Annotated in this window: 10 protein-coding genes; 4 read left to right on the forward strand and 6 right to left on the reverse strand. The window is 42.8% G+C overall.

Annotated features, from left to right (window positions below):
- Positions 1–37 precede the first annotated feature (37 nt).
- Positions 38–1,825 carry a DUF389 domain-containing protein gene (locus JMW61_RS08630; protein ID WP_201550285.1) on the reverse strand — a complete coding sequence of 596 codons (1,788 nt, stop codon included), beginning with the start codon at positions 1,823–1,825 and terminating at the stop codon, positions 38–40.
- Between the two features lie 288 nt (positions 1,826–2,113).
- Here JMW61_RS08630 and JMW61_RS08635 point away from each other — a divergent pair, with 288 nt between their 5' ends.
- Complete coding sequence (locus JMW61_RS08635) at positions 2,114–2,326, forward strand: hypothetical protein (RefSeq protein WP_110922650.1); 213 nt, start codon at positions 2,114–2,116, stop codon at positions 2,324–2,326.
- 158 nt (positions 2,327–2,484) lie between these two features.
- On the opposite strand, the gene JMW61_RS08640 is transcribed toward JMW61_RS08635, so the two are convergent.
- Positions 2,485–3,834 carry a L,D-transpeptidase family protein gene (locus JMW61_RS08640; protein WP_181416248.1) on the reverse strand — a complete coding sequence of 450 codons (1,350 nt, stop codon included), beginning with the start codon at positions 3,832–3,834 and terminating at the stop codon, positions 2,485–2,487.
- Between the two features lie 355 nt (positions 3,835–4,189).
- Here JMW61_RS08640 and prmB point away from each other — a divergent pair, with 355 nt between their 5' ends.
- Positions 4,190–5,356 (forward strand): 50S ribosomal protein L3 N(5)-glutamine methyltransferase, encoded by a 1,167-nt coding sequence (gene prmB, locus JMW61_RS08645; RefSeq protein ID WP_110922651.1) that lies wholly within the window; start codon positions 4,190–4,192, stop codon positions 5,354–5,356.
- A gap of 114 nt (positions 5,357–5,470) precedes the next feature.
- Positions 5,471–6,574: a chorismate synthase gene (aroC, locus tag JMW61_RS08650; RefSeq protein WP_201550286.1), complete on the forward strand. Its 1,104-nt coding sequence runs from the start codon at positions 5,471–5,473 to the stop codon at positions 6,572–6,574.
- Between the two features lie 171 nt (positions 6,575–6,745).
- Here the strand turns inward: aroC and JMW61_RS08655 are convergent, their stop codons facing one another.
- From JMW61_RS08655 to JMW61_RS08670, 4 genes are all read right to left on the reverse strand, one after another.
- The gene (locus JMW61_RS08655; protein ID WP_201550287.1) at positions 6,746–6,976 is read right to left on the reverse strand and encodes a hypothetical protein; all 231 of its coding nucleotides are present in this window, start codon (positions 6,974–6,976) and stop codon (positions 6,746–6,748) included.
- A 99-nt stretch (positions 6,977–7,075) separates the two neighbouring features.
- Entirely contained in the window at positions 7,076–8,893 is a 1,818-nt protein-coding gene (creC, locus tag JMW61_RS08660; RefSeq protein WP_201550288.1) for a two-component system sensor histidine kinase CreC, read from the reverse strand.
- Between the two features lie 54 nt (positions 8,894–8,947).
- Complete coding sequence (locus JMW61_RS08665; RefSeq protein ID WP_197217610.1) at positions 8,948–9,721, reverse strand: response regulator; 774 nt, start codon at positions 9,719–9,721, stop codon at positions 8,948–8,950.
- Positions 9,722–10,127: 406 nt separating this feature from the next.
- Positions 10,128–11,513: a glycerophosphodiester phosphodiesterase family protein gene (locus JMW61_RS08670; RefSeq protein ID WP_201550289.1), complete on the reverse strand. Its 1,386-nt coding sequence runs from the start codon at positions 11,511–11,513 to the stop codon at positions 10,128–10,130.
- A gap of 174 nt (positions 11,514–11,687) precedes the next feature.
- On the opposite strand from JMW61_RS08670, the gene JMW61_RS08675 reads away from it, so the two are divergent.
- Positions 11,688–12,330: alpha/beta hydrolase (locus JMW61_RS08675; protein ID WP_201550290.1), on the forward strand; the 643-nt coding region annotated here is incomplete at its 3' end.

Genomic DNA, 12,330 nt, shown 5'->3' on the forward strand with positions numbered 1-12,330 from the left:
TATTTTAAAGCATTACAAAATCTGGCTCGCAAATGAATTAGTTGGTCAAAATCGCTGCATCAGTTTCGTCCAATCTATCTTGTATCAATGGATTGGATTCAATCACCTGTACTGGCAAGTAGCGCAGTTGTAGTTTAATGGGTAAGTATTTGGGAAAGTTTTTCGCCATATCTTGGGTAATTGCTAATTCAATTTGACGGACATCGTATGAGCTAGGCGTTGTCTCCCCGCGAATAACAGCACGTACGACTTGGTTGTCATCGACAGTTTCGAATTGGGTATTGGTTAGCACGTTGCCCTTATCAATGAAGTAACTATTGATGGTTTCTTTGACGCTACTCTCAAACACTTGCTGTTTGGCATTGGTCTGTAGATTGATAGTTAAATAAGTACCCAAGCCGCCTAGCAATAATAAAGTAACAGCGTTACGTCGCAAAAAAGTTAAGTAAGTATTTGATTTATAATCGTCATCAACCAAACGGCGGAACCCTAGCAGCCAAAGCACTAAGGCATTGGTAAATTGAATCGCAATAATGTTGGTGATGGCTAATAAAAACGCACCGAGTCCGAGCTGTAGCTCACCATTAGCCAATAAAATACCACTAGCAGCAAGTGGTGGCACCAGTGCTGTGGCAACGGCTACGCCCACAACGGCAACCGAGAGGTGCGGCGAGACCATCGCATAAGCACCAGCAGTACCACCTGCTAGAGCAATCATCAAATCCATGGATGTTGGCTGAGTACGGGACAGTATTTCTGCTGTTAAAGGCTGATCTTTGTGTAGCCACCCCACGATAAAGCCAACCAATATCACCAATGATACGCCGATGAGCATGGTGATAAGTGACCTGCGTAGTAGCGGCATACGGTGGTCAATAATGGCTAATGCGACACCAGTAATCGGTCCTAGCATCATGGCCACTAACATAGCTCCAATGACCACCGCTGCTGAGTTGGTCACCAGTCCATAACTGGCAATGATGGCAGACAGTATGTTCATGATGAAATACATTTTGCTAGGCAGCGCATTGGCTTCAATTCTTACTCGGACTTCTGGATAGTCTACTTTTTGATTGCTAAATTGCTCGGCAACAAACTGCTTATAAGACTCAAGTTTGGCTTCCTTTTGTTCTTTAACGTCTTCCTCTAGGTCTTCGCTATCTTGATCTGTTTGATTGTTGGTCTCATCTTTTATGGTGACTTTTTGAGCATCATTTTTATTGTGCTGACCGTTTTGTGTTGTAGCACTCTGATGCTTATTTGCAATAGCATTTGTTGATGTTGATTCATTTACGGATTGCTCTGAATCCACACTCTGTTTTATCGAGCTGTCTTCTATATCACTATCAGAAACGGTTACTTCAGCGTCAGCTTCTTCTTGAGAGGCTTGCTTAGTGCTGTCAGCATCATCTTGATTTTTTTTTATAGCTTCAGGGTTTTCTAGGTGAGTATGTTCAATATCAGTATGGTTTGAATATAATTCAGTCTCTGGTGTTAAGTCTTCAGTAGAGGGCTGTGATTTATCTTCAGATATGTAGGATTCAGGTGTTGTGGTATCAGGTGTCTCTAATGTCGCAACTGCTACATCTGGGCTGACTGACTCTATGATTACTTTTGCTTCAGGATTTTGTGTATCTGCCATGTTCTTATCGGATTCATTTTCGTCATGATGCTCTGAAGATTCAGCATTTTTTGCAGTACTGTCTGGCTCAGAGCTATCAGTCTCATTCGCGACCATAGCGTTTTCTTTTTCAGGTTTAGTCATCTTTAATGATTGTTTGGTAGTACTCGTATCATTAGGCGGTTTTTCTTCAGGTGAGGTCATGGCAGGTAGCTTTCTTAAAAAGTCAAAGAAAGTCGTTATTGTAATGATAAATGGAGGAAGGTATATGAGTTTTTTGCGAACAAGAAGGGAAGTTAGTCGGTAACTGATAAAAGCTGAAAGGTAATGTTTATGATATTGAAACTACCAAAATAAAACCTTAATGTTAACATGGTTTTTGCTCTGAATCATCTGTTATGGCTACTCTATGGGTCTATATTAAATACTTACTTTTAATGTGGGTTTAGTGTATAAAGGTACTATATCCACAATAAAAGTGAGGAGTATCTTATGAACTGGCCATTATTTTCTGTCATTTATTCAATAGCAGCAACCGTTACCATTGGTGTGTTTATAGTTGCCACGCTAGTAACAGGTTTTAATGAGATATTGCATGTGCAAATAGCAGTCGCGTTGGGGATTTTGGTATCTATCCCAGCAGGATTATTCTTTACCAAAAAAGTCGGTAGTATTACTGGCAATGAGGAAGGGTATAAAGTGTAGGGCATTTTGAACACTCACAAATAGTCTCTGTCAGCGCCACGATTGAATGTTTAACACGCTTTAAGATATCTTGAGGGTATTCAACCATCATTTATGTTCAACCATAAAAAAGACCTTGATATATCAAGGTCTTTTTTGGTAACTATAATAGTGGAGCGTTATTGAAGTTCGACCACTGCGCCATTCTCAACGTTTGCATAAACCTCTAGCACATCCCAGTTGGTCAAACGAACACAACCTGCTGACCCTTGACGGCTGATGCCTTCAGGTACTGGTGAGCCATGTAAACCATAAGAAGGTTTAGACAATCCCATCCAAACAACGCCTACTGGATTATTTGGTCCTGGTGCGATCATATGCACTTTCTTTTGAGCACCTTCGCCGACTGTTGACTTATACCAAGGCATCTTCACTTTATTGATGATCTTAAACGTACCTTTTGGTGATGGTGTAGCAGCACTACCGACAGTCGTCGGATAGGTAGCAACCAGTTTGTCACCATTGTATGCATACAGGGTTTGGTCTGCTTTGTTAGCAACAATACGGTTGATACGTTGGTTAAGCTCGCCACGGTTGTTCAATACTGTGATGGTTTCACCAACTTTATATTCTTTGTTCTTGTTCAACTTATCAAGGTAGCGTACGTCCATGTGGAAACGTTCGCCCAACATCTCTTTGATGTCTTGATAATACAAACCTTTCATTTTTGACTTGGCTTCTGAACCAGAAGGGGTAGTCGCAAAGTTGGTATCAAGATCTGCTTTAGTCAGCGTATAGGTGACCAGTACGGGCTTATTAGCAGGAATGTTTTTGATCAAAGCATCCCATGTTTTTTGATCCATTTTACCGTTAGCAGTCAAACCTTTCATGGTTTGAAAATTGATAAGGGCTTTTTTACTGTTCATACCCCAACCACCATCGATAGGACCAGGAGAAGCATGGTTCCAATCCAGTAACGCCTGCATCTTGATAGTCATCGCTGAGTTGACTTTCATGTTTGGTGACCAGACAGAACTATTCACTTGCTTGGCATAGTTTGATAGATTCAGGGTAGTGTGTCTTTTACCATCTTTGTCTTCGATATTTTTGATGGTAGGGTCATCACTAAAGTCTTGACGTTTTTCATTCTCAGGCAATTCAAAAGAAAGTGGGTCAGATGAATCGATAGATGCCAGGTTGCTAGGAGCAGCAACCGCTTGACCTTCGCTTATATCGTCAGTACGGTCAGCCTGCTCATCTTTACGCATCAGCTCAGCTGCGCTCATATTATCAGGCGCCGCCGCTTTCGGTGCTTGTTTTGAATCGATTAGCTGCGTCATGTTGTCAGTCGCTGTACGACTGTCTAACGAGTTGCTGCGATTTTCTTGCACATTGAGGCTGACTTTTTTCGCAAGCGAATCCGCTGTACGTACTGGCAATGTGCGAGTCGTATCGGCAGTGGCAGCAATGGCACTAACGCTGACAGCAGCGATAGAAATAGCAGTAATAATAGGCTTTATTTTCATCATGTTGAATCACTTGTAGTTGGTACTAATGTGGCTATTATGCGCATAATTTGGATGCTTCGCAAACTTTAGACACATCTTTTTTCACTTAATGCTTGCCAAACGTCAACTGCTGACGTATTCACTACAGTTGGGTAATAACTGAGCGAGAGTTTAGATAGGGTAATAGCTCATGATATGACTGAAGTTAATTACATTTCCTATTATCTCTATAAACACAAAAATGCAAATATTGGCGCTACTTAGTGTTTATGTCTATAATGTATAATTAGAATATTAATTAATAGATCAGCTTTTATTAGAAGCGATTTAACCCACCCACATGTCGTCAACGAACATGTAATCAGCAAGGTATGATATGTCAGAAGACCAAACAATGAGCGCAGAAGAGTTTCAAAACCAGTACTTCAATGACGATAGTCTAGAAGATAATATGGCGTTTGATTTGGAGTCTGGGCTTCTCGGTGAGGACGATCAATTTGCCAATTTGCATGCAGAGCTAGAAGAAGCGCGAGAGCAGCTCGTCAGTATCCGCGATTTCATTCGTTTTTCAGTCACTCAGTTACGTAATTATGATGTGGTCGTCGCCCAAGGTACTACTGATGAATTCGCAGAGGCATCCGCCATTGTATTGCATTCATTATCGCTAGACTGGTCAGCGAATGAGCAGATTCTTGACTGTCGCTTGACGACTTCAGAGAAGCAGTTGGTGCTAAGTCTGCTAGAAGAGCGCATCGCTGAACGTAAGCCACTCAGTTATTTGATTAACTTGTCATACTTCTGTGACTTGCCTTTTTATGTCGATGAGCGTGTTTTGATTCCACGTTCACCGATAGCAGAGTTAATACGTCAGCAGTTTCATCCTTACTTTGAGGTGACTGAATTGGCTAAGCCGTTAGGAATTAGTCCTAATGAGCAAGGCGCAGCATTTTACGATCATGGCCTAGACGTCAAGCAACTGTCGCAGCCTGAGCGTATTTTGGATATGTGTACCGGTTCTGGTTGTATTGCTATCGCGCTTGCGACCCGTTTCGTCGATGCATTGGTTGATGCTGTCGATATCGATAAAGGTGCGCTAGAAGTCGCGATGGTCAACGTTGATCATCATGACCTTGGCCATCAGGTTAATGTGATTGAGTCAGATCTGTTTGCGAAGATTCCTACTGAAAACCAGTATGAGCTCATCGTCACCAACCCACCGTACGTCGATGCAGCTATCATGGCAGACTTGCCACCTGAGTTTTTATATGAGCCTGAGCATGCACTAGCTGCCGGTCAAGATGGACTGGACTTGGTACATCGTATCTTGTTTGAAGCACCAGACTATCTAAGTCCAGAAGGTCTGCTAATCTGCGAAGTGGGCGATAGCGAATGGGCGTTAAAACAAGCCTATCCTGAAATCCAGCTTGACTGGTTGAAATTTGCCCACGGCGGTCATGGTGTTTTTGCGATTACCTATGATGAGCTCATGACCCATCGTCAGTTATTTGCTTCTTATGTACAGCTATTAGACAGCATTCAATAGTCAAATATGGGTCGTGACTAGGTACTGATTATCATAACAATCGGTCATTTTCGTCACAGTCACAAACGATGAATAAAATAAGCATAAGTTGCGTTTACTTATTTAAGGATAGATATGGCAGGCAATAGTATCGGACAGGTTTTCACTGTCACTACGTGTGGAGAGTCGCATGGCGCAGGCCTTATGGCTATCGTCGATGGCGTGCCACCCGGTTTGGTTTTGTCTGAAGAAGATTTGCAAGTAGATTTAGATCGCCGTAAACCGGGCACGTCTAAGTACTCGACTCAGCGCCGTGAATCTGATGAAGTTGAGATTATCTCTGGCGTATTTGAAGGTAAAACGACAGGTACGTCTATTGGCTTACTGATTCGTAATACCAATCAAAAATCTAAAGATTATAGCGAGATTAAAGATACTTTTCGTCCAGGTCATGCCGACTATACTTATAGTATGAAATATGGCTTTCGCGATTATCGTGGTGGTGGTCGTTCATCAGCACGTGAGACGGCGATGCGCGTTGCGGCTGGTGCCATTGCAAAAAAATATCTGCAAGACCGTTTAGGCGTGCAAGTCCGTGGTCATGTGACCCAGATTGGCAATGAATACAGTAACGTCACAGATGCTAGTCAAATTGATTGGGAATTCGTCAATAGTAATCCATTCTTTTGTGCTGACAAAGAAGCGGTGACTCGTTTTGAGTCATTAATCGATAACTTGCGCCGTGAGGGCACCAGTTGCGGTGCGCGTCTAGAAGTTATCGCAAACGGTGTCCCTGTCGGACTTGGTGAACCAGTGTTTGATCGCTTAGATGCTGATATTGCTCATGCCATGATGAGCATCAATGCGGTAAAAGGCGTTGAAGTTGGTGATGGTATGGCAGTGGCTGGGCAGTTCGGTCATAGCTCTCGTGATGAGCTAACGCCAGACGGTTTCACTGCCAATCATGCTGGCGGTATACTGGGCGGCATCTCATCAGGGCAAGACATCCGTGTCAGTATTGCCCTGAAGCCAACGTCTAGTATTACCACCGCTGGCAAGAGTATCAATACGCAAGGTGAGTCGATCGATATGCTGACTAAAGGGCGTCATGATCCGTGCGTTGGTGTACGTGCCACGCCTATCGCAGAAGCCATGCTAGCGATTGTGTTGCTCGATCATTACCTACGTCATCGTGGCCAAAACGGCGATGTGAAGCAGCCGGTAGAGTCGATTACATAGCTTTAGTGTTAGTAGTCACACTAGTACCAGTATTTTTATCGTAATGTGATTGAAAAAGCCCTGCGCTGGCTCTAATGATTTCTGATTAGAGTTAGCGCAGGGCTTTTTCATGGATGAGAATAAATTTCTTAAATTAGTGGGTTACTATCTGATATAAAGTTGAATAAGTGCTTAAGCCGCTATTTGATAGGCATCAATAGCCACACACCGTTGATGGCGAAATACCAATAACACCTGCTGACTGGGAATAGCGAGCCAGTGTCCAAACTCAATACTATCAATGCTTTGATTTGACAAAATCTGTGCGCAATGATGACGACTATATCCTAGCAAGCTCTCAATCAATTGACTTTCGATAAGCTTGCTATTAACAATATGGTTGGTAATAAGTGTGTGTTGCATCGTATTTCTATCCTTAATCTGTCTTACGAATTTGAATAACGCTATCGTAAGACAATGAGATAGAAAACTTGTGTAGGAATGATGGAAGTTTAATGAATTTTATTCGCGAGCTAAAGGCAGCGTGATGCTAACCATCACACCAGAATGTGGGTATTTAACAGCGCTACTCTCGCCATTTTCAGAACCTTCATTACTATGCACGTTGTCAATCGCAACATGACCTCCGTGGTGTTCGATTACTTGTTTTACTAACGTTAAACCAAGGCCAGTGCCCTTTTTGAGAGTGTTGCCAGACGTGTTAGGCTGTTCTGTTTTGGTTGCTGCGATTGAGTTTTTATTGAGTGGTGTCTCTGATGACTGGTTGGGCTGGCTTGCTGCGTTATAGGTGGCTTGGCTCTGATGCGATAAACTAAAATAACGGTCGAAGGCTTTTTTTACGGCATAGTCGGGTAGTAATTTGCCATCGTTAAATATATCAATAGTCACTGTCTGCACTGTATTGTGAATATGAATATTGACCGTGCTCTCAGCAAAGTGAATGGCATTATCCAATACGTTTTGTAGCACTTGTACCAACCAGAACTGATCAGCAAAGACACTGGTATTTGCCAATATATTCGGCTGTAAATGTATGGTGTCAGTAAAGCGTGCATCATCGATATAGATGTCAATAGGTGCTAAAAGCTGCTGCTGCAATTTAGCGGCATTATTTTTTGCAAGGGTTTGTAGTAATGGTAATAGAGGCGTCAGCTGTTGATTTAGCTTAAAAGTTGGCTGCTCAATCTTGGCAAGTAACAGTAATCGATCAATTAACTGCTGCATTTTTATGCTTTGTTCACCGATAGTTTGGATCAGCATCTGCCGATCTTCAATGTCTAATGCGCTGCTGTCGAGACCATCGTCCTCTAACAGTTCACTACTGGCACGAATGGCGGTTAGAGGGCTTTTCAACTCATGGGTGAGGGTATGGACATAATCAGTCACATAAGATCGGTTTTCCAATCGATGTTTCATGGATTCAATCGTATCTGTCAGGCTATTAAGCTCATGACCTAAGTAAAAATAGGGTTTTTTGGTATCCTCAGCTAATGCGCTGGTATATTGAGTAACCAAAGTAATGCTTTGCTTAAGCCACCATGCCACCAGTCCTGCCAATATTAGGGCAGCGATACTCATGAACAGCGCCGTGATGAGCATGCGATTGCGCGTATCATCTAAATAAGGCAATACGCTAGCGACAGGCTTACCGACGCTGACGATACCAATCAGATTGCCAGCGGCGTCTTTTATAGGCTGTGCCACATACATGATCGTACCATCGCGCTGATTGTGATCTCGCGTGGTACTTCTTGCGCCATATTGACCTTGTAGAGTCAAATAGACATCGTTCCAACGACTATAATCTTGCCCCTCATCGTTGTCAGGGTAAGGCAGAGAGTCATATATAACCATGCCCGAACGGTCTGTGACATATATCCGAAAACTGCTATAGCTTTTATTTTTATATTCTGGCTCTCTGGTTTTATTCGTCGCTGGCGTGCCAATGAATGCTGAATCCAGTCTTGCTTGATAAGCCTCCTCATATAGCTGCCCAGACGATAATGGCACCTGCAAGCTGACCGCAAGCAATTTACTGGTATCTAATAACGTGTCTTCGATGACTTGCTGCGCTGTTGGTTTGACATAGCCAAATAGCTGAGTAAACACTACCACACCGCAAATGGTTAATACCAACGCAACGGCTAACCAAATTCTAAAAAATATACTCAGATTTAGCAGTCGTTTTGGCTCAGTCGTTTGCTGCGCGGTGCCAATAGGATGTAACTTTGCATACCAGTTACTTTGATTAGCATTAGCAGGATGATCAACGCTATTATTAGCGTGGTTATCAACAATATCATTCGCTTTATTGGTCATATTTTTATCAGTGTTGCTTGCAGTTATAGAAAATCAGTACTAAGTAAAATATAGCTAAGCGGGGCATAACGCATAACCCAATCCACGGTGTGTATGGATGACATCGATGCTCGCATCTACGGTAGCCAGCTGCTTACGAATTGACTTGATATGGCTATCTATCGTTCTCGCCAAGCGATGATCCGGATAGTCACTGACTGCATTTAACAGTTGCTCACGACTGAATACTTGATTGGGTGCTTGTAGTAAGGTCAATAAGATCTTGCGCTCGGTATTGCTCAGCTCTAGCTTTTGCTCTTGCCACATTAACGAATAATTGAGTGGTTGGTAATGCCAAATGCCAGACTGACATTCAAACGTTAATGCTTGCCCAGTCATATTATTAGACGGGTTATCATTATCTACTGAGTTAGTAGGAGCGGATGACTGTTGAGACAGCAATTGCTCACGTCGCCAAATGGCTTTTAGGCGGGCGACCAACTCTCGCGGGCTAAAGGGTTTGGCACAGTAATCGTCGCCGCCCATCTCTAAGCCCAAAATACGATCGACCTCATCACTACGTGCCGTCAAAAATACAATCGGGATGTCTTTTAAGGCATCAATATCAGGTGTATGGCGTATTTGTTGACACAAGCTGAGACCGTCACCATCTGGCAATCCAACATCCAAAATAATGGCTGATAGATCGCTTGCGGCCTCACTATGTAGCATCGGCAGTACGCTACTGGCATTGTCTAGCCATGTAATTTGCCAGCCTTCACGCTTGCAAGTGACCTTGAGCGACATCGCAATGGCGGGATCATCTTCTACCAGTAAAATATGAGTCATGACGGTATACTTATTTTAGAAAAATGTGTAAAAAATGGCTGCTTGACGTGATGGTTAATAGATAACAATCGCATAGATACCGTCAGTGTCCACTTTGCTAAATACAGTTTGTATTTGGAGTCATGGAAAGACTCCAAAGTTGTTGGGATTATCCTAGCATAAAAGTCCCAAAGCATTTTGTGAATGCTTGTCAAAAGCGATGAAAAATTGATGGAAAAAATGAGAGGATAACTGTTTTCACGTTTTGAGGTGTTGATATGGCAGTCGTTGATTAACTGAATGAGTCAAAGCAGGCTTTGAACCAATCTTTGTATCAATACTCCAGCATACAAAAAAGCCAACCAAGTAGATACTCAGTTGGCTTTTTAGTTATTAGTAAGACTTGTTTCTAAATATTAAGTACGACCTAGCTCAAACCTTTGCAATTTGCGTAGTATGTAACGGTTGCTGGCCAGTCTGAAAAAATACCTTTTACTCCAACATCTTGCGCCAGTACATCGATATAAGTCATCATATCACCATCATTATTAATGGCTTTGCCTAAGTCAGTATAATACCAATCGCCACCTGCCGCTAGCGGCCCTGAGCGCTCAATTGACCAAGTAATAATATCCAAATTAAGTGCTTTGGCTTGTTTGGCATAAGCGGAAGGTATCATTTTACCTGTCGCGTCAGTGGTTACCAGTATCCACGGTGGTGGGGCAATGGTTTTAATGCCACGTGCTTTTATGTTGGCTAGTGAGTGCTTCCACGTGCTAGGGTCATTTTTATCAAAGGTTTTGCCAGTTGCGGTTTCATTACTATCGTCAATTAAGTAAATGGCATTGGCACCAAAAGCAGGCTCGTTTTTAATCCAATAATCCACATCTTCAATATTAAACGACTGCGCAAACACGTCACTGGCAGCCACGCCTGCATTTTTATAAGTGTCAATCAGCTGCTGACGATAAGCATCTACGCTATAGCCATTAAATGGCATGGTAACGGCTGGTGCTTTTAGCTCTGGCGTGTGTTTCATACCTAGGCTTTGAGCAAGCTTAATATGTTCCTTTAATGTGAGCACTTGACCGTTTTGTGAATATAAATCAGTCCGCCATGCAGCCGTTGCATTCATATAATCATTAAGAGTGGTGGCTGTTTTATCCGCTGCATCCATTTTGCCTGTGAGGGTTTTGAATTCACTTGCGCTAATGTCTGATGTGCGACATTCAATGCTGTCGGCATTGGTCAGAACACCGTTGGCGTCGATAATTGGCGGTACGGTGCACTGTTTGGCCAGCGGGGTCGCCAGAATGTTAGTAGTCGTATGCAGGTCGTCTTGCGCATGGCGGCAGACCAGCTCGCCGTCATTGGTAAAAGCCACATCGCATTCTAATATGCCTGCACCCATTTGCGCTGAGGCAACATAGCTATCATAAGTGTGTTCAGGTAATTGCAGCGGTGCACCGCGATGCGCGATAGAAAAGTTGGTTTTGCTAGGCGTTTGCGCACTACAAGCCATTAGTTCGTCTTTTAATGGTCCTGCATCCATGTCATTGACCAAGTAGAATGGCCGCACACCATAGGTATAGGCTTGAGGCTTAGCAGGTAAGCTTTTTGGTAGTTGTTTTAGTGATGGCTTAATGGTTTGGTTGGATATTTGAGTCAATGTGGTATTGCGTATATCGTCTGCTGCCATTGATAGGGTGCAAGTGGCCCCTAGTGCTATGGCTATACTGACCGTCTTAACGGTTTTAAATGGCGTTTTTTTGAGTTGATTGAGTGTCGCCACTGAATTATCTAATATTGTCATGTAAACTGTCCCTACAAAAAGTGAAAAATAATAAGTACAACATTGCGGTCATTGATCCATCCTTTAAGTTACCCGATAATATTTAAAAGATGATGACAGGCAAGCAATTGTTACAAAAATATTTCATTCTCAGTTTTTAAAACTAAACTATCAAAACTATATTAAGGATTAGGTATGACTGACTATTTAGACGCTGTTATCGTTGAGCATAACCCTAGCCAAAAAACCATCAACCGTGCTGTCATTTGGCTTCATGGCTTAGGTGCCAGTGGTCATGACTTTGAACCTGTGGTACCGCAGCTGGGCTTGGCTAATGATATGGCTGTACGATTTATTTTCCCACATGCACCAAAGCGAGCGGTGACGGTAAACGGTGGCATGGTCATGCCAGCTTGGTATGATATTTTAGAGATGAGTCTAGAACGTAAAATTGATGTTGCTCAGATTGAAGAGTCTGCCCAACAAATCAATGATTTGATCAGCCGTGAGGTTGAGCGCGGTGTCTCTCCTGAGCATATCGTTATTGCAGGGTTTTCGCAGGGCGGGGCAGTGGCTTATTATGTGGCACTTGGCTATCCAAAGCGTTTGGCTGGTTTAATGACACTCTCTACCTACTTAGCGACGAACGATAATATTAACTATAGTGCTGCTAATAAAGACATGCCAATTCTAATCGAACACGGTAGTCATGATCCGGTTGTCCCTGTTGTTTTGGGTGAGCAGGCACAGCAATTATTGTCTGATAAAGGCTATAACGTGGCATATCATACTTATCCGATGGCGCATCAAGTATGTATGCCACAGATTCAAGCGATTG

Origin of the sequence: Psychrobacter fjordensis (assembly GCF_904845995.1) — a bacterium.
GTDB classification, from domain to species: domain Bacteria; phylum Pseudomonadota; class Gammaproteobacteria; order Pseudomonadales; family Moraxellaceae; genus Psychrobacter; species Psychrobacter fjordensis.

Coding starts and splice junctions, on each gene's coding strand:
- JMW61_RS08670 (WP_201550289.1), bottom strand. CDS start 11,513: ATGACAATATTAGATAATTCAGTGGCGACACTCAATCAACTCAAAAAA.
- JMW61_RS08640 (WP_181416248.1), bottom strand. CDS start 3,834: ATGATGAAAATAAAGCCTATTATTACTGCTATTTCTATCGCTGCTGTC.
- JMW61_RS08635 (WP_110922650.1), top strand. CDS start 2,114: ATGAACTGGCCATTATTTTCTGTCATTTATTCAATAGCAGCAACCGTT.
- JMW61_RS08655 (WP_201550287.1), bottom strand. CDS start 6,976: ATGCAACACACACTTATTACCAACCATATTGTTAATAGCAAGCTTATC.
- aroC (WP_201550286.1), top strand. CDS start 5,471: ATGGCAGGCAATAGTATCGGACAGGTTTTCACTGTCACTACGTGTGGA.
- JMW61_RS08665 (WP_197217610.1), bottom strand. CDS start 9,721: ATGACTCATATTTTACTGGTAGAAGATGATCCCGCCATTGCGATGTCG.
- creC (WP_201550288.1), bottom strand. CDS start 8,893: ATGACCAATAAAGCGAATGATATTGTTGATAACCACGCTAATAATAGC.
- prmB (WP_110922651.1), top strand. CDS start 4,190: ATGTCAGAAGACCAAACAATGAGCGCAGAAGAGTTTCAAAACCAGTAC.
- JMW61_RS08630 (WP_201550285.1), bottom strand. CDS start 1,825: ATGACCTCACCTGAAGAAAAACCGCCTAATGATACGAGTACTACCAAA.